Raw genomic sequence first — 15,972 nt, 5'->3', positions numbered from 1 at the left:
GGTCACACCCCGTCACCACACCCGTCGGCCGCCGCTGCCGTGTCCTGGGCCCTGTCGTCGAAGTCCCGCCCGGCCCGCGGCGCCCGGCGCCGCGGGCCTGACCGGCGCTACTTCGACGACGGAACCTGGAGCACCGCGTTCGACGGGCCCCGGGTCGCCGACACCTCGCGCGCGACCGCTTCCGCGTCGCGCAGTGCGCGGACCGCGTTGGACCAGGTCAGCTTGGCCAGGTCGGCCGTGGACCAGCCGCGTGCCAGGAGCTCCGCGACCAGGTTCGGGTAGCCCGCCACGTCGTCCAGGCCGGACGGGGTGAAGGCCGTGCCGTCGTAGTCCCCGCCGATGCCGATGTGGTCGACCCCGGCCACCTCCCGCATGTGGTCCAGGTGGTCGGCCACCGTGGCGGCGGTGGCCACCGGCCGCGGCCGTTCCGCCTCGAACGCCCGGTGCAGGGCCATCGCCTCGGGGGTGGTGTCGAGGTGGTGGAAACCGTGCGTCCGCAGGTTCTCGTCCGCGGCCAGGGTCCATTCGACCGCCGCCGGGAGGATGAACTTCGGGACGAAGGTGGCCATCGCCACCCCGCCGTTCGCGGGCAGCAGCGCCAGCACGTCGTCGGGGATGTTGCGCGGGTGGTCGCAGACCGCGCGCGCCGAGGAGTGCGAGAAGACCACCGGTGCGACCGAGACGGCGAGGGCGTCCCGCATCGTCGTCGCGGCGACGTGGCTGAGGTCCACCAGCATGCCGACGCGGTTCATCTCGCGGACGACCTCGCGGCCGAAGTCGGTCAGACCGCCGTGCCGGGGCTCGTCGGTCGCCGAGTCCGCCCAGTCGATGGTGTCGTTGTGCGTGAGCGTCATGTACCGCACGCCCAGCAGGTGCAGGGCGCGCAGCGTGGCGAGCGAGTTGTTGATGGAGTGGCCGCCCTCGGCGCCCATCAGCGAGGCGATCCGGCCGTCGGCGCGGGCCTGCTCCATGTCGTCCGCCGTCAGCGCCCGCACGAGGTCGCCGGGGTAGCGGTCGATCAGCTGGGCGACGGCGTCGATCTGCTCCAGGGTGGCGCTGACCGCCTCGTCGCCCGCGTAGTCGGACCGCACGTACACCGACCAGAACTGCGCGCCGACACCCCCGGCGCGCAGCCGGGGGATGTCGGTGTGCAGGTGTGCGGACTGGTCGCCCGCGATGTCCCGCTGCGCGAGGTCGTAGCGCACCTGCTGGCGCAGCGCCCAGGGCAGGTCGTTGTGACCGTCCACGACGGGGTGCTCGGCCAGCAGCTCGCGCGCCTCCGCCAGACGCTGCGCCGCGCTCACTTGCCGAACCCGAAGGATTCCGCGTTCGCGACCTTGGTGCGCAGCCGCTTGCCCTTCTCGGTGGCCTGGTCGTTCAGCTCCTGCTGGAAGTCGCGCATCCGGGCCAGCAGCTCCGTGTCGTGGGCGGCCAGCATCCGTACGGCCAGCAGGCCGGCGTTGCGGGCGCCGGCGACCGAGACGGTGGCGACGGGGACCCCGGCCGGCATCTGGACGATCGACATCAGTGAGTCCATGCCGTCGAGGTACTTCAGCGGCACCGGCACGCCGATGACCGGCAGCGGGGTGACCGAGGCGAGCATGCCGGGCAGGTGGGCGGCTCCGCCCGCGCCCGCGATGATCGCCTTCAGGCCGCGTCCGGCGGCCTGCTCCCCGTACTCGATCATCTCGCGCGGCATCCGGTGGGCGGAGACGACGTCGACCTCGTAGGGGATCTCGAACTCGTCGAGGGCCTGGGCGGCGGCCTCCATCACGGGCCAGTCCGAGTCGGACCCCATGACGATGCCGATGACAGGGCCTGCGGCGGTGGTGCTCATTGCGTGACCGTTCCTCTGAGGTAGTCGGCAGCGTGGCGTGCGCGCTCCAGCACATCGTCCAGGTCGTCGCCGTAGGTGTTGACGTGGCCGACCTTGCGACCGTGTTTCACGTCCTTGCCGTACATGTGGATCTTGAGCTGGGGGTCGTGGGCCATGCAGTGCAGGTAGGCCGCGTACATGTCGGGGTAGTCCCCGCCCAGCACGTTCGCCATGACGGTCCACTTGGCGCGGGGGCGCGGGTCGCCCAGCGGGAGGTCCAGGACCGCGCGCACGTGGTTGGCGAACTGGGAGGTCACGGCCCCGTCCTGGGTCCAGTGACCGCTGTTGTGCGGACGCATCGCCAGCTCGTTGACGAGGATGCGGCCGTCGGTGGTCTCGAACAGCTCCACGGCCAGGTGGCCGGTCACGCCGAGTTCCTGCGCGATGCGCAGGGCGAGGGCCTGGGCCTCGCCGGCCAGCTCCTCGGGGAGGTCCGGGGCGGGGGCGATCACCGTGTCGCAGACCCCGTCCACCTGGCGGGACTCCACGACGGGGTAGGCGACGGCCTGCCCGTGCGGGGAGCGGACGATGTTCGCCGCGAGTTCGCGGACGAAGTCCACCTTCTCCTCGGCGAGGACCGGGACGCCCGCCTTGAACGGGGCCTCGGCGTCCTGCGGGGTGCGGACGAACCACACCCCCTTGCCGTCGTAGCCGCCGCGCACGGTCTTGAGGATGACGGGGAATCCGCCGACCTCGTCCGCGAAGGCGGCCACGTCGTCCGGATCGCTCACGATCCGGTGGCGGGGGCTGGGCGCGCCGATCTCGTCGAGCTTGGCGCGCATCACCCCCTTGTCCTGGGCGTGTACCAATGCGTCGGGCCCCGGGCGGACGGGGATGCCGTCCGCTTCCAGGGCCCGCAGGTGCTGCGTGGGTACATGCTCGTGGTCGAAGGTGATCACGTCACAGCCGCGCGCGAACGCGCGCAGCGTCTCCAGGTCGCGATAGTCGCCGATGACGACGTCGCTCACGACCTGGGCCGCCGAGTCCTGTGGTGTGTCACTGAGGAGCTTGAATCTGATGCCGAGGGGGATGCCCGCCTCGTGGGTCATGCGGGCGAGCTGACCGCCGCCGACCATGCCGACTACCGGGAACGTCACTCCTCCAGGGTATCCGCCGGTATTCGGCCATCCGGACCTGACCCCGGGGGGGGTGTCCCGGCGCGGTTCTCCGGTGTGCCGTGCGTCGCAGGCTGCCGGAAGGCACAGACGGAGCCCAGGGGGGAGACTTAGCATGGGTGGGTTGACGGAGAACACCGGACGCCCCGTGAGGGGGCGGTGACCGACAGGGACTGGCCTACTGATGACCACGCAGGGCGGATCGGTCCTCGAACGCGCACGCGGCCTCCTGAGGGAGGTCGCCAGGTTCGGGGCGGTCGGGGGCCTGGGTGTCCTGGTCAACCTGGGTGTCTTCAACCTGATCCGGCACACCACCGATCTCCAGGTGGTCCGTGCGAGCGTGATAGCCACCGTCGTGGCCATCGCCACGAACTACCTCGGCTTCCGCTACTACGCCTACCGGGACCGCGCCCAGAGCGGCCGCACCCGCGAAATGGCGCTCTTCGCCGGCTTCAGCGCGATCGGCCTGGTCATCGAGAACGGCGTGCTCTACACGGCCACCTACGGCTTCGGCTGGGACGGCCCGCTCGCGAGCAACGTCTTCAAGTTCATCGGCATCGGCACGGCCACCGTCTTCCGCTTCTGGTCGTACCGGACCTGGGTCTTCAAGGCCCTGCCGCCGGTCGCCCCGCCCGCCGGCGAGCCGGCGGGGGACCCGGCGCCCGCGTTCCGGCCGGAGCGCCGGCCCGAACCCCGGCCGGAGCCGGAGCCCGCGAACAACTAGGCCCTGCCGGCCGCCTGGCAGCCCGGTCACAGCACTAGCGCACGGTTTTCTCCCGATCGGCCGGTTCCGGGGCCGTCCGGCTGAGGAACAGCGCGAACACCGGGGGCTGTGTCTGGAGCAGCTCCAGGCGGCCGCCGTCCGCCTCCGCGAGGTCCCGGGCGACCGCGAGGCCGATCCCGGTGGAGTTCCGGCCGCTGATGGCCCGCTCGAAGATCCGGTTGCCGAGGTCCGGCGGGACGCCCGGTCCCTCGTCCGTGACCTCCAGCACCGCCTGGTTGCCGATCACCCTGGTGCGCAGGGCGACGGTGCCGCCGCCGTGCATCAGGGCGTTCTCCACGAGGGTGGCCAGCACCTGGGAGACCGCTCCGGGCGTGCCGACGGCCCGTACGCCCTGCTTCCCGGAGCGCACGATGGCCCGGCCCGCGCTGCGGTAGGCCGGCCGCCACTCCTCCACCTGCTGCTTGACGACCTCGTCGAGGTCGAAGGGGACCGCGGAGCCCGTGCGCGGGTCCCGCGAGTTCGTGAGCAGCCGCTGCACCACGTCCGTGAGCCGCTCCACCTGGGTCAGGGCGATCGTCGCCTCTTCCCGTACGGTCTCCAGGTCGTCGGTGACCGTGATCTCCTCCAGCCGCATCGACAGCGCCGTGAGCGGGGTGCGCAGCTGGTGGGAGGCGTCCGCGGCGAGGCGCCGCTCGGCGGTGAGCATCCGGCCGATCCGCTCGGCGCTGGAGTCCAGCACGTCCGCGACCCGGTCCAGCTCGGGCACCCCGTACCGCTTGTGCCGGGGCCGCGGGTCGCCCGAGCCGAGCCGTTCCGCGGTCTCGGCGAGGTCGGTGAGCGGGGAGGCCAGCCGGTTCGCCTGCCGTACGGCGAGCAGTACGGCCGCCACGACGGCCAGCAGGGCCACCGCGCCGACCACGGCCAGGGTCCGTACGACCTCCCGGGTCACGGTGGAGCGGGCCTCCTCCACGACGACGATCTCGCCCTGCTCGCCGCGTGCGGTGCCCCGTACGACGCTGTCGGGGATCGACGCGCCGACCTCCACAACCTGCTGCCCGGGGATCGTGATCCGCGCGTAGTGCCCGGCGTCGAGCTGCTCGGCGAGGTCGGAGGGGTTGTTCGGCTTCTTCTCCAGGACGTTCGCCTCGACGATGCCGACGAGGCGCAGCGCCTCGGACTCGACCCGGTCCTGGGCGCTGCTGGTGATGGTCCGGGTCTCCACGATGACGAGGGAGACGCCGAAGACGGCGATCACCACGAGCACCACGGCGAGCGTGGACTGGATGAGGCGGCGGCGCATCCCCTGGGGTCAGCTCTTCTCGAAGCGGAAGCCGACGCCGCGGACGGTGGCGATGTAGCGGGGGTTGGCGGCGTCGTCGCCCAGCTTCTTGCGCAGCCAGGAGATGTGCATGTCGAGGGTCTTGGTGGAGGACCACCAGGTGGTGTCCCAGACCTCGCGCATGAGCTGGTCGCGGGTGACGACGCGGCCGGCGTCGCGCACCAGGACGCGCAGCAGGTCGAACTCCTTGGCGGTGAGCTGGAGCTCCTCCTCGCCCATCCAGGCGCGGTGCGACTCGACGTCGATGCGTACGCCGTGGGTGGCGGGGGGCTGGGCGGCCTCGGTGGAGCCGCGCCGGAGCAGGGCCCGGACCCGGGCGAGGAGTTCGGCGAGGCGGAAGGGCTTGGTGACGTAGTCGTCGGCGCCCGCGTCCAGGCCGACGACGGTGTCGACCTCGTCCGCCCGGGCGGTGAGGACCAGGATCGGGAAGCCGTGTCCTTCGGCGCGCAGCCGGCGGGCGACTTCCAGTCCGTCCATGCCCGGCAGGCCCAGGTCCAGGACGACGAGGTCGATCCCGCCCTGGAGTCCGGCGTCGAGGGCGGTGGGGCCGTCCTCCCGGACCTCGACCTCGTACCCCTCCCGGCGCAGAGCGCGGGCCAGGGGCTCCGAAATGGATGCGTCGTCCTCGGCGAGCAGTACACGCGTCATGTGGGTGATGGTAGTCCGCGGCGACTGAATCGAGAGGCCTGCCTGCAGACCCCTTCCTATCTGGGCTTATGAACGGCTGCGCGCCTTCGAATATGGCCGAACGGTTCCCGACTCGCCTTGTGATCCATCTCTCAAGTCCTTTCATATGCCGCACTGTCGTGTCGTATGGTGGCGAGACGCCTGATGCAGTACCTCAGGGACCTTTGTGCCGAAAAGCAGCACATAGGTCTCTATTTCTGTCCGGAACCGGACGGGCAGTCTTGATCAGAGACTGATACCGGCCGGCCTTGACGGCAGTGAATGACCTGTGGGCCGGGCCCCACCCCCCACCGGGCGCGGATGGGCTCACGAAGCCGAAGCGTCCCGAGCAAGCAAGGATCGACCATGGCTTCCAGCCTGACGACGGCCTCACCGAGCCCCGCTCACGAGAGGACCGTCCTCGGCCACCCGATCGGCCTGGCCACGCTGTTCATGACCGAGATGTGGGAGCGCTTCTCCTACTACGGCATGCGTGCGCTTCTCGTTCTGTACCTGGTCTCCGGCGGTGTCGACGCCGCGACCGGCAGCCAGGGCGGCGGCCTCGGCTTCACCGCGGCGACGGCCACGGCGATCTACTCCGTCTACGTGGCCATGGTCTACCTCATGGCCATGCCCGGCGGCTGGTTCGGCGACCGCGTCTGGGGCGCCCGCAAGACGGTCACCATCGCCAGCTTCGTGATCATGGCCGGTCACGTGGCGCTGGCCGTCCCCGGCCAGCTGGCGTTCTTCACCGGTCTGCTGCTGGTCGCGGTGGGCTCGGGTCTGCTGAAGGCCAACATCTCCACGATGGTCGGCCACCTGTACAAGGACGCGGACGACCCGCGCCGTGACAGTGGCTTCACGATCTTCTACATCGGCATCAACGTGGGTGCCCTCCTCGCCCCGATCGGCATCGGCATGGTCGGCGAGCTGGTGAACTGGCACCTCGGCTTCGCGCTTGCCGCCGTCGGCATGGGCATCGGCCTGGCCATCTTCCTGCTCGCGGGCCGCACGCTGAGCCCGAAGAGCAGCATCGTCCCGAACCCGCTGAGCGCCGCCGAGCGCAAGGCCGTGATCACGAAGGTCCTGGCCGTCCTGGGCGTCGTCGCCGTCTTCTACGGCGTCGTGGTCGCGGCGGACATGTTCACCATCAAGTGGGCGCTGTACCCGATCACCATCGCCGGTCTGATCATCCCGGTCGCGGTCCTCACCCGGATCAAGCGGGACAAGGACCTGTCCCCCGTCGAGCAGACCCGGATGAGCGCCTACATCTGGTTCTTCGTGGCCGCCGCCGTCTTCTGGATGATCTACGACCAGGGCGGTTCGACGCTCTCGCTGTTCGGTGACAAGAACTCCGAGCGCGCCCTGTTCGGCTGGGAAGTCCCGACCACCGTCTTCCAGTCGCTGAACCCGCTGTTCGTGGTGGCCCTGGCCCCGATCTTCGCCGCCATGTGGGTGGCCCTGGCCCGCCGCAACCGCGAGCCGAGCACCATCGTGAAGTTCTCGGTGGCCCTGGTCATCGTCGGCGCCTCGTTCTTCGTCTTCGCCATCCCGCTGAGCCAGACCGCCGGCAACGACACCAAGGTCACCATGTGGTGGCTGGTGCTCATCTTCCTGATGCACACCATCGCCGAGCTGTGCCTGTCCCCGGTCGGCCTGTCGGTCACCACCAAGATGGCTCCGCAGAAGTACGCCTCCCAGATGATGGGCGTCTGGTTCCTGGCCGTCACCGCCGGTGACTGCATCACCGGTCTGCTCGGTCTGGCAGAGGTCCAGCTGAACGGCGTCGGCGTGATCCTCTTCCAGGCGTTCGCGGCCGTCGCCGCCGGTGGCGCGATCTTCATGTACCGCAAGAAGGTCAACGCGCTCATGGGCGACATGAACTGACGCGTCCCGCTCCGTCGGACGGACGGCCCGGCACACCTTCCGGTGTGCCGGGCCGTCCGCCTGTGTCAGCGGGTGCCGCGCAGGCGGCGCCACGGGGTGAAGGTGAACACCGCGCCGCCGAGCAGGATCACCGTGCCGGCGACGAGGGCGAGGGCCTTGATGCCGCCCTCGTCCTCCGCGCCGGTCTCGGCGAGACCGCCCGAGGCGGCGCCGCCGGTGCTGCCGGTGCCGCCGGCCGAGGAGCCGGAGCCGCCCGGCTGGGCGGTGGTGTCCAGTTCCAGCGAGACGCCGCTGCTGGTCGCCTTGCAGGGGACGTTGATCGGCGTGGAACCGGGGGCCATCGTGACGTCGATGGTCAGCTGGTCCGGGCTGAGCGTCACCTTCCCGGACTTTCCGGGCTTGTAGGTGCCGGTCATGTCACTGAGGCTGACCGGGGCCTTGTCCGGGATGGGCTCGGCGTTGGCCGGGCCGGAGACCTTGACGGTGCCGCTGTCCGCGCCGCCGAGCTTCACGTCCATCGAGGGTTTGAGGGCTCCGGCGGGCAGTGCCATGGGCGCCGCCATCGCGCCCTTGGCGGTCTTGACGGTGAGGTCGTAGCTGCCGCCGTTCTTCTTGGCGTTGATCGTGACCGGCGTCTTGATGCCGCCCGGGACGACCGCCCCGCAGTCGAAGCTCACCTCGACCGCCTTGCCCGGGAAGTCGGTCCGGCCGCCTCCGCCGCCGCTGCCGCCCGAGGTGGTGGAGCCGCCCGAGGCGGTGCCCCCGGCCGTCGTGCCCCCGGTCGTCGTGCCACCGCTGGTGGTGCCACCCGTCGTACCGCCCGAGGTGGTGCCGCCCGAGGTGGTGCCGCCGCTGGAGCCGCCCGACACCTCGATGACGGCCCCGCCCTTGACCTCGCCGACCGGCGCGCACTTGGTGACGAACGTGCCGAAGGAGAAGGTGACGGCGACGTCGTACTTGCCGGGCGTCAGGCTGATCCTGCCCGCCTTGGTGAGCTTCAGTTTGCCCTTCATCGTGGACATCTGCATGGGGGCCTTCTTGGGGATCGGCGGGTTCTTCTTCTCCCCGACGACCTTCAGCTCCCCGCCGCCACCGCCGACCGTGATCCAGCCGGTGGGCTGGACGGAGTCCTGCGGGATGTCCATCAGGTCGGTGTTGTTCGAGGCCGGCTTGACCGTCTCCCAGGACACCTCGACCTCGTCACCCACCTTGGCCGTGGCCGGAGCGGTGACCCTGGCGGTGGTCTCGCCCTCGACCGGGGAGCCGCCGCCGGCCGGCGGCACGCACTTGACCTTGAACGTGGCCTCCGCGGCCTGGGCGGCTGGAGCCGTGATGGCGAGGCCCGCGCCGCCGAGCAGCAGCGCGACCAGGGCCGCGCTCACCCTCCGTCGGTTCTTCACGATGGTCCCTTCGTCGTCGAACGGTTCTCAGACGGTGCGGACGTCTGTGGTGCTGTCTCCGGCGCGCTGTCCGGGGTGAACCACGGCAGGGCCGCCGTGGTGGCCGCTGGGGGCTGCGCCGGCCGCCCGGCCCGGACCGGCCCGGCCGGGCGCGCCGCGGGGAACCGGGGCAGCCGGGCCGTGACGGCCGCCGCGGCCTCGGCGGCCCGTACGCCCCGGTGACGGCCTGCGCCGTGCCCGGTGCGCGGCCGGACCTTGTCGACGACGGCCATGCCGGTACGGAAGACCGCGGCCGGGATCACCACCAGGAGCAGGCCCCAGAAGAGCAGGACGCCGTACGGGCGGGCCACGCCCCAGGGCTGGGTGGCCACGACGGTCTCGCCGTACTTGAGGGAGATCGTGTAGTCGCCGTGGGCACCCGCGGGGAGGGTGACGTCGAGCACTACCTCCGCCTTGCCGCCGGGCGGGACGGTCCCCTTCCAGCGGGCCTCCTCCCACAGCGGGGCGAACACGCCGTGGGCGGTGCCGAGCTGGAAGACGGGGTCCTTGACCGGGGCGGTGCCGAGGTTGCCGACGGTGACCTTGAACTTCCGGGCGGCCGGGGCACCGAACCAGGTCAGCACCCCGTCCTCGCCCTCCAGCCGGACCCCCGTGAGCATCGCGAGGCGGCCCGTACCGGATTCGGCGGGCAGCTCGGCCACCGGATGGTCGGTGATCTTCAGGGGGACGGCGACGGTGGACCGGTCCCCGTTGACGGAGGTGACGTTGACGACGCAGGGGCAGGGCTTCGGCGGTGCCACCACGGGCAGCTGCGCCGCGAAACGGCCGTCCTCGGCGACGGAGACGGCCGCCCCGTCGGCGTTGGCACAGCTGTTGGTGCCGCCGATCATGTTCTGCCCGCAGACCAGCAGCATGACGAGGGTCCTGGCCCGCCAGCCGGTGCCCGTCACGGTGAGCTCGGTGCCCTTGGCGGCCTCCTGGAGGGAGAGCGCCACGGTGGGTTCGGCCTCGGCCGCGGCCCCGGCGGACGGGACCGCGGGGAGGAGTGCGAGGGCGCACGCCGCCAGCCCCAGCAGGAGGGACCGGGCGGTGCGGCCGACCGTGCCGCCGGACGTTCCGCCGGCCTTGCCGCCGGCCATGGCACTCACCTGGAGGCTCCCGTCAGTTCGTGTTCCGGTGCAGGGGTCCTCGCTCCGGGCGTCCCGGAGGGTCCGCCGGCGGCCCCGCCGTCCGCCGGGTCCCGCCGCGGGCGCCGGCCCCGTACGAGGAACAGCGCGCCCAGCGCGGTCCCGCCGAGCCCGAGCAGCCCGAGGCCCGTCCAGCCGGCGGCCCGCCACGGCACGAGCCAGGCGGAGGCGGCCCCGGCGGCCCGGGCACCGCCGGGGGCGGTCACGGTGACCGTGACACGGACCCGGTCGAGGACCGGGGCGCCTGGCCAGGGCTCGGTCAGCTCGACCCGCTGCCCGGGGAGCAGTTCGACCGGGACGGAGCGCGGGCCGCGGCCGGGGACCTCGCCGAAGGCGCCTTCTGCGCGGATGTCCAGCTCGGGGGCGAGGGCGACGTTGCCGCGGTTGACGAGGGTGTAGGCGACGACCGAGGCCGCGCCCCGGCCCCGAACGGCGACGTCCTCGACGGTGAGGGCGGCCAGGGTGGGACCGCTGACCCGCAGGTGGACCCGTACGCCCACCTCGCGGCCCGCTTCGGCGGCGATCACCGCGGCGGGGTGGTCGCCGGGCGACGACGCCGGCGGCACGGTGACGGTGAAGGGGACCACGGCGCGGGTGCGGGGCGGGATCTTCACGGTGGCTCCGGCGCCGAAACTGAACCAGGAACCGGCGCCGGGCGTGGACACGGCTCCGGGTGCGGACGCGGCCCCGGGCGCGGGTGCGGGTGCGGGCTCGCCGCCGGGCGCGGGGGCTGCCGGGCGTACCGCGAGGGCGCCGTCGGCGGTGTTGTAGGCGTCGGCCCCGCGCAGGGTGACGGTGCGCTCCTGGTCGGTGGTGTTGGTCAGGGCGAGGCGGTCCTCCAGCACGGCCGCGGGGGCGCCCTCCAGGTAGAAGTACGGGCGGGCGCCGCCGGGCCGGGCCGCGGCCGTTCCGGCGGCGGGCTCGGCGGTCCAGCCCGGTTCGTCGGCGGCCGCGGGGGCGGCGGGGACCGTGTGCAGCGCGGCCGCGGCGAGCAGGACCAGGAGGAGGCGGGCGTCGCGCCTGGGGCTGTGGAGCACGGGCATGGCCGGGGGTGCTCCGTTCAGGACCGGGCCCGCCGGCCGCGCCGGGTCAGCCAGAGCACGCCGGCCGCGCCGGCGAGCATCACGGTGCCGCCGAGGGTGCCGAGGGCGAGGGCGGAGTCGGTGGGTCCGGTCTGCGGGAGGGTGTCGGGCGCGGAGTCGCCGCCGCCTGGCTGCGCGCCCGTCCCACCGGCCCCGCCGGCCGCGGTGACGTCCAGTTCCAGGGAGGGCCCGGGGTTGTTGCCGGGGGTGCAGGTGGTCGTGGTGCCCATCGCCTTGACGGTGAGCACGCCGGCGGTGAAGGTGACCTTGCCGCTCTTCTTCGGCGTGTAGGTGCCCGAGAGATCGGTGATCTTGATGGGGGTGTCCGGGGGCACCGCCTCGGAATTGGACGGCCCGGACACCGGTACGGACACCTTCTCGGCGCCGCCGACGACGATGACGGCGCCGGGGCTCATCGCGCCCTTGCCCAGCTCGATGGGGCTGGACGAGACGCCCTTCTGGAAGGACATGGTCAGCTTGTAGCCGTCGCCCTCCTTGACGGCCTTGATGTCGATGGGCGACACCGCCGACTTGTCCCCGATCGGGGTCTTGCAGTCGTAGGCCACGTCGACGACCGCGGCGCGGGCCGTGGGGGCGGCGAGCAGTACCGCCGATCCGGCCAGCGCGGAGGCCAGCGCGAGCGCGGTGGAGCGTTTGCGGTCGGTCACCTTCGTCTTCCCCTCGGACCACGGATAACTGACGGAACATCAGATCGGTGGCTCAAGGTACGCCCGGGGCCTTACGGAGGGAAGACAAAGGACAGGCCCGGATCGACCGTTCGTCAGTGCGCGCGGACGCCCTTGCGCCACACCGCGGAAACCAGCGGTACGCCCGGCCGGTAGGCCAGGTGGACATGGCTGGGGGCGTCCAGCAGGGCCAGGTCGGCGCGGGCCCCGGGGGCCAGGACGCCGATGTCGGCGCGGCGCAGCGCGCGGGCGCCGCCGGCGGTGGCCGACCAGAGGGCCTCGTCGGGGGTCATCCGCATGTCGCGGACGGCGAGCGCGATGCAGAACGGCATGGAGCTCGTGTAGGAGGAGCCGGGGTTGCAGTCCGTGGACAGCGCGACGGTCGCGCCCGCGTCGATCAGGCGGCGGGCGTCGGGCCACTGGGCGCGGGTGGAGAACTCGGCGCCGGGCAGCAGGGTGGCGACCGTGGTGTCCGCCGCCTGGGCGAGGGCGTCGACGTCGGCGTCGGTGAGGTGGGTGCAGTGGTCGGCGGAGGCGGCCTCCAGCTCGACGGCGAGCTGGACGCCGGGGCCGTGGGAGAGCTGGTTGGCGTGGACGCGCGGGATCAGCCCGGCGGCGGCGCCGGCGGTGAGGACCGCGCGGGCCTGGTCGCCGTCGAAGGCGCCCTTCTCGCAGAAGACGTCGACCCAGCGGGCGTACGGGGCGCAGGCCGCCAGCATCTCGCCGGTGACGAGGTCGACGTAGCCGGCGGGGTCCTCGGCGTAGTCCGGGGAGACGATGTGCGCGCCGAGGTAGGTGACCTCTTCGGTGTGCGCGGCGGCGATGCGCAGGGCGCGGGCCTCGTCGGCGACGGTCAGGCCGTAGCCGGACTTGGTCTCGAAGGTGGTGGTGCCCTGGCGGCGGGCCTCGTCGAGGTGGCGGACGAGGTTCGCCTCCAGTGCGGCGTCGGAGGCGGCGCGGGTGGCGGCGACGGTGGTGCGGATGCCGCCGGCGGAGTAGGCGCGCCCGGACATCCGGGCGTTGAACTCCTGGGTGCGGTCGCCGGCGAAGACGAGGTGCGAGTGCGAGTCGACGAAGCCGGGGATCAGGGCGCGGCCGGCCGCGTCGAAGCTTTCGTCCGCGGCCGGGACCTGGGCGGCGGGGCCGACCCACGCGATCTTGTCGGCGTCGATGACGACGGCGGCGTTCTCGATCAGGCCGAGGGGGCTGCCGTCGCCGACGGCGGGGTCGTTGGTGACGAGGCTGCCGATGTTGGTGATGGCCGTGGTGGTCACTGGGTTCCTCTCAGAGCTTGCTTGCCCCCACCCCGCCCCTTCCCGAAACCGGGCTCCGCCCCGGACCCGGTCCTCAAACGCCGGACGGGCTGGAAAATCCGGCCCCGCCGGCGTTTGAGGCGCGGGGTCCGGGGCGGAGCCCCGGGAAACGGCGAAAGGGTGGGGCGGGGCGGAGCAACGTCAGGCGCGGAGGGCCGCGATCGCTTCGGACAGGGCGGACGGGACGTCTGCGACCAGGGTGTGGTGGCCGTCGCGGACCACGTGCCGGCCGGCGACGACCGTGTGGCGGACGTCGGCGGCGGTGGCGGCGAAGACGGCCGTCTCGGCGCCGAGCCGCGGCAGCGGACCGGCCGTGCGGACGGAGTCCAGGGCGACGGTGGTGAAGTCCGCGAGCGCGCCCTCCTCCAGGCGGCCCGCGCCGGCCAGCCCCAGCGCCGCGTGCCCGTCGCCGGTGGCGGCGGTGAGCAGCGCGTTCGCCGTCCAGTGGCCCCGCGTGCGGCTGCGCAGGCGCTCGTTGAGCTCCATCGCGCGCGCCTCTTCCAGCAGGTCGATCACGGCGTGGCTGTCGCTGCCCAGGGAGAGCGGGCTGCCCGCCCGCTGGAGCCGGGTGGCGGGGCCGATGCCGTCGGCGAGGTCGCGTTCGGTGGTGGGGCACATGCAGGTGCCGGTGCCGGTGCCGCCGAGCAGGGCGATGTCCGCGTCCGTGAGGTGCGTGTTGTGGACGCCGGTGGTGCGCGGGCCGAGCACGCCGTGGTCGGCCAGCAGCTGGGTCGGGGTGCGGCCGTGGGCGGCCTGGCAGGCGTCGTTCTCGGCGGTCTGCTCCGAGAGGTGAACGTGCAGGGGCGCCCGGCGCTCCTCGGCCCAGCGGGCGACGGTGGCCAGCTGGTCCGCGGGCACGGCCCGCACCGAGTGGACGGCCGCGCCGATCAGGGCGTGCCCGCGGGGCTTCAGGGAGCTGACGCGTTCGGCCCAGGCGTCGGCGGTGCCGTCCGAGAAGCGCTGCTGGTGGGTGTTGGGTGCCTCGCCGAAGCCCGAGGACAGGTAGGCGGTGTCGAGGAGGGTGATGCGGATGCCGGCCGCGGCGGCGGCCTCGATCAGGGCCTCGCCCATGGCGTTGGGGTCGGCGTACGGGGTGCCGCCGGGCGCGTGGTGGACGTAGTGGAACTCGCCGACGTTCGTGATGCCGGCCAGCGCCATCTCGGCGTAGACGGCTCGGGCGAGCGTGAAGTAGCTGTCGGGGGTGAGGTTCTGGGCGACCTCGTACATGAGCTCGCGCCAGGTCCAGAAGGTGCCGGAGCCGACCTGGACGGTGCCGCGCAGGGCCCGGTGGAAGGCGTGGCTGTGTGCGTTGGCGAGGCCGGGCAGGGTCAGGCCGCGCAGGATCTCCGCGCCCGGCGGCGGCGCGTCGACGCCGGTGCGCAGGGCGCCGATCCGGCCGTCTTCGGTGACCTCCAGGGCGACGCCCGGCTCGACAAGGGTGCCGAGCCAGGCGTGCTCCAGCCAGTACGTCGTCAGCGACATGCCAGGCCTTCCAGTACGTCGGCGAGGGCGAGGACACCGGCCACGCAGTCGTCCTCGGCGGCGAACTCCCGCGGGGAGTGGGAGACGCCGGTCGGGTTCCGTACGAACAGCATCGCGGTCGGGACGGCGGCGGAGAGGATTCCCGCGTCGTGTCCGGCCCCGGTGCCGAGGACGGGGACGGCCCCGCCCAGGATCCGGTTCATCTCGTCGCGCAGGGCGTGCTCGAACTCCACGACCGGGGTGAAGGACTCCCGGACGATCCCGAGGTCGATGCCGTCCTGGTCGGCGCGCTCGCGCGCGGCCTTCTCGATGGCGGTGACGACCGTGTCGAGGGTGGCCTGGTCGGCGGCGCGGGAGTCGAGCCAGCCGCGTACGAGCGACGGGATGGCGTTGACGCCGTTGGGCTCGACGGAGATCTTCCCGAAGGTGGCGACGGCCCCGGCGAGGGCCGCCTCGGTGCGGGCGGCCAGTACGGTCGCCGCGTACGTCAGCATCGGGTCACGCCGGTCCACCAGGCGGGTGGTGCCGGCGTGGTTGGCCTCGCCGCGGAAGTCGAACCGCCAGCGGCCGTGCGGCCAGATCGCCGAGGCGATGCCGACCCGGTCCCCGGACAGGTCCAGGGCGCGGCCCTGTTCGACGTGCAGTTCGACGAACGCGCCGATACGGGCGAGGCGTTCGGGGTCGGCCCCGATGGCGTCGGGGTCGTATCCGGCGGCCTCCATGGCCTGCGGCAGGCTGATGCCGTCGGCGTCGCGCAGCTCGTGGGCCTTGTCCTTGGTCAGCTGTCCGGCGGTGAGCCGGGAGCCGACGCAGGCGAGACCGAAGCGGGCGCCCTCCTCGTCACCGAAGTTGGTGATGGCCAGCGGCCGGGAGAACTCCGCGCCCCGCCTGCGCAGTTCGTCCAGGGCCGCGAAGGAGGAGACCACGCCGAGGGGGCCGTCGAAGGCCCCGCCGTCGGGGACGGAGTCCAGGTGCGAGCCGGTGACCACGGCGTCCCCGGCGAGGGGGTCGCCGAGCCAGGCCCACTGGTTGCCGTTGCGGTCGGTCTCGTACGTGAGCCCGCGCGCCTCGGCCTGCTCCTGGAACCAGGTGCGGCAGTCGGCGTCGGCCCCGCTCCACGCGTAGCGGCGGTAGCCGCCGGTGTCCGCGTGGCGGCCGACGGGTGCGAGCTCGTTCCACATCTCGTGGAACGACGGCGCCCCGNGGGCCCCCCGC

At 72.8% G+C, this 15,972-nt stretch carries 13 protein-coding genes and 1 pseudogene; 2 read left to right on the top strand and 12 right to left on the bottom strand.

Annotation, left to right across the window (positions count from 1 at the left end):
* Positions 1 to 107: 107 nt before the first annotated feature.
* Genes AAT21_RS23765 through AAT21_RS23755 form a run of 3 tightly spaced genes read right to left on the bottom strand, consistent with a single transcriptional unit; the run spans position 108 to position 3,108 of the window.
* Positions 108 to 1,304, bottom strand: coding sequence for a dipeptidase (locus AAT21_RS23765; RefSeq protein WP_046778946.1), 1,197 nt, complete (start codon positions 1,302 to 1,304; stop codon positions 108 to 110).
* A complete protein-coding gene (gene purE, locus AAT21_RS23760; protein ID WP_031150900.1) occupies positions 1,301 to 1,837 on the bottom strand; it encodes a 5-(carboxyamino)imidazole ribonucleotide mutase in 537 nt (178 codons plus the stop codon). Before purE ends, AAT21_RS23765 begins: the two co-directional genes overlap by 4 nt.
* Positions 1,834 to 3,108 (bottom strand): 5-(carboxyamino)imidazole ribonucleotide synthase, encoded by a 1,275-nt coding sequence (locus AAT21_RS23755; RefSeq protein WP_235439146.1) that lies wholly within the window; start codon positions 3,106 to 3,108, stop codon positions 1,834 to 1,836. Before AAT21_RS23755 ends, purE begins: the two co-directional genes overlap by 4 nt.
* A 67-nt stretch (positions 3,109 to 3,175) precedes the next feature.
* Here AAT21_RS23755 and AAT21_RS23750 point away from each other — a divergent pair, with 67 nt between their 5' ends.
* Complete coding sequence (locus tag AAT21_RS23750) at positions 3,176 to 3,715, top strand: GtrA family protein (protein ID WP_046778944.1); 540 nt, start codon at positions 3,176 to 3,178, stop codon at positions 3,713 to 3,715.
* Between the two features lie 34 nt (positions 3,716 to 3,749).
* Here the strand turns inward: AAT21_RS23750 and AAT21_RS23745 are convergent, their stop codons facing one another.
* Positions 3,750 to 5,015 (bottom strand): ATP-binding protein, encoded by a 1,266-nt coding sequence (locus AAT21_RS23745; RefSeq protein WP_046778943.1) that lies wholly within the window; start codon positions 5,013 to 5,015, stop codon positions 3,750 to 3,752.
* A 9-nt stretch (positions 5,016 to 5,024) separates the two neighbouring features.
* A complete protein-coding gene (locus AAT21_RS23740) occupies positions 5,025 to 5,702 on the bottom strand; it encodes a response regulator transcription factor (protein WP_046778942.1) in 678 nt (225 codons plus the stop codon).
* Positions 5,703 to 6,086: 384 nt separating this feature from the next.
* Between AAT21_RS23740 and AAT21_RS23735 the strand changes: the two genes are divergently transcribed.
* A complete protein-coding gene (locus tag AAT21_RS23735; RefSeq protein WP_046778941.1) occupies positions 6,087 to 7,607 on the top strand; it encodes a peptide MFS transporter in 1,521 nt (506 codons plus the stop codon).
* 65 nt (positions 7,608 to 7,672) lie between these two features.
* Here the strand turns inward: AAT21_RS23735 and AAT21_RS23730 are convergent, their stop codons facing one another.
* From AAT21_RS23730 to AAT21_RS23700, 7 genes and pseudogenes are all read right to left on the bottom strand, one after another.
* Entirely contained in the window at positions 7,673 to 9,007 is a 1,335-nt protein-coding gene (locus AAT21_RS23730; RefSeq protein ID WP_235439140.1) for a hypothetical protein, read from the bottom strand.
* On the bottom strand, positions 9,004 to 10,146 hold the full coding sequence (locus tag AAT21_RS23725; protein WP_046778940.1) for a hypothetical protein: 1,143 nt from the start codon (positions 10,144 to 10,146) through the stop codon (positions 9,004 to 9,006). The genes AAT21_RS23730 and AAT21_RS23725 overlap by 4 nt, the downstream gene beginning before the upstream one ends.
* Positions 10,147 to 10,151: 5 nt before the next feature.
* Positions 10,152 to 11,237, bottom strand: a complete 1,086-nt coding sequence (locus AAT21_RS23720; RefSeq protein WP_052757956.1) for a COG1470 family protein — start codon at positions 11,235 to 11,237, stop codon at positions 10,152 to 10,154.
* A 17-nt stretch (positions 11,238 to 11,254) separates the two neighbouring features.
* Entirely contained in the window at positions 11,255 to 11,944 is a 690-nt protein-coding gene (locus AAT21_RS23715; protein WP_046778939.1) for an LPXTG cell wall anchor domain-containing protein, read from the bottom strand.
* Positions 11,945 to 12,057: 113 nt separating this feature from the next.
* Positions 12,058 to 13,236 carry an imidazolonepropionase gene (hutI, locus tag AAT21_RS23710; protein ID WP_046778938.1) on the bottom strand — a complete coding sequence of 393 codons (1,179 nt, stop codon included), beginning with the start codon at positions 13,234 to 13,236 and terminating at the stop codon, positions 12,058 to 12,060.
* 180 nt (positions 13,237 to 13,416) lie between these two features.
* Positions 13,417 to 14,757 carry a formimidoylglutamate deiminase gene (locus tag AAT21_RS23705; protein ID WP_046778937.1) on the bottom strand — a complete coding sequence of 447 codons (1,341 nt, stop codon included), beginning with the start codon at positions 14,755 to 14,757 and terminating at the stop codon, positions 13,417 to 13,419.
* Positions 14,748 to 15,960 (bottom strand): annotated as a pseudogene (locus AAT21_RS23700) (allantoate amidohydrolase); the annotation flags it as partial. The pseudogene AAT21_RS23700 and the gene AAT21_RS23705, both read right to left, overlap by 10 nt.
* Positions 15,961 to 15,972: the final 12 nt, after the last annotated feature.

This window comes from Streptomyces yangpuensis (assembly GCF_001005295.1).
GTDB classification, from domain to species: Bacteria; Actinomycetota; Actinomycetes; order Streptomycetales; family Streptomycetaceae; genus Streptomyces; species Streptomyces yangpuensis.
The sequence above is the reverse complement of the archived record's forward strand: the minus strand, read 5'-3'. Positions and strand labels throughout refer to the sequence as shown.

Coding starts and splice junctions, on each gene's coding strand:
- purE (WP_031150900.1), bottom strand. CDS start 1,837: ATGAGCACCACCGCCGCAGGCCCTGTCATCGGCATCGTCATGGGGTCC.
- AAT21_RS23705 (WP_046778937.1), bottom strand. CDS start 14,757: ATGTCGCTGACGACGTACTGGCTGGAGCACGCCTGGCTCGGCACCCTT.
- AAT21_RS23740 (WP_046778942.1), bottom strand. CDS start 5,702: ATGACGCGTGTACTGCTCGCCGAGGACGACGCATCCATTTCGGAGCCC.
- AAT21_RS23735 (WP_046778941.1), top strand. CDS start 6,087: ATGGCTTCCAGCCTGACGACGGCCTCACCGAGCCCCGCTCACGAGAGG.
- AAT21_RS23750 (WP_046778944.1), top strand. CDS start 3,176: ATGACCACGCAGGGCGGATCGGTCCTCGAACGCGCACGCGGCCTCCTG.
- AAT21_RS23720 (WP_052757956.1), bottom strand. CDS start 11,237: ATGCCCGTGCTCCACAGCCCCAGGCGCGACGCCCGCCTCCTCCTGGTC.
- AAT21_RS23745 (WP_046778943.1), bottom strand. CDS start 5,015: ATGCGCCGCCGCCTCATCCAGTCCACGCTCGCCGTGGTGCTCGTGGTG.
- AAT21_RS23725 (WP_046778940.1), bottom strand. CDS start 10,146: ATGGCCGGCGGCAAGGCCGGCGGAACGTCCGGCGGCACGGTCGGCCGC.
- AAT21_RS23755 (WP_235439146.1), bottom strand. CDS start 3,108: ATGCTAAGTCTCCCCCCTGGGCTCCGTCTGTGCCTTCCGGCAGCCTGC.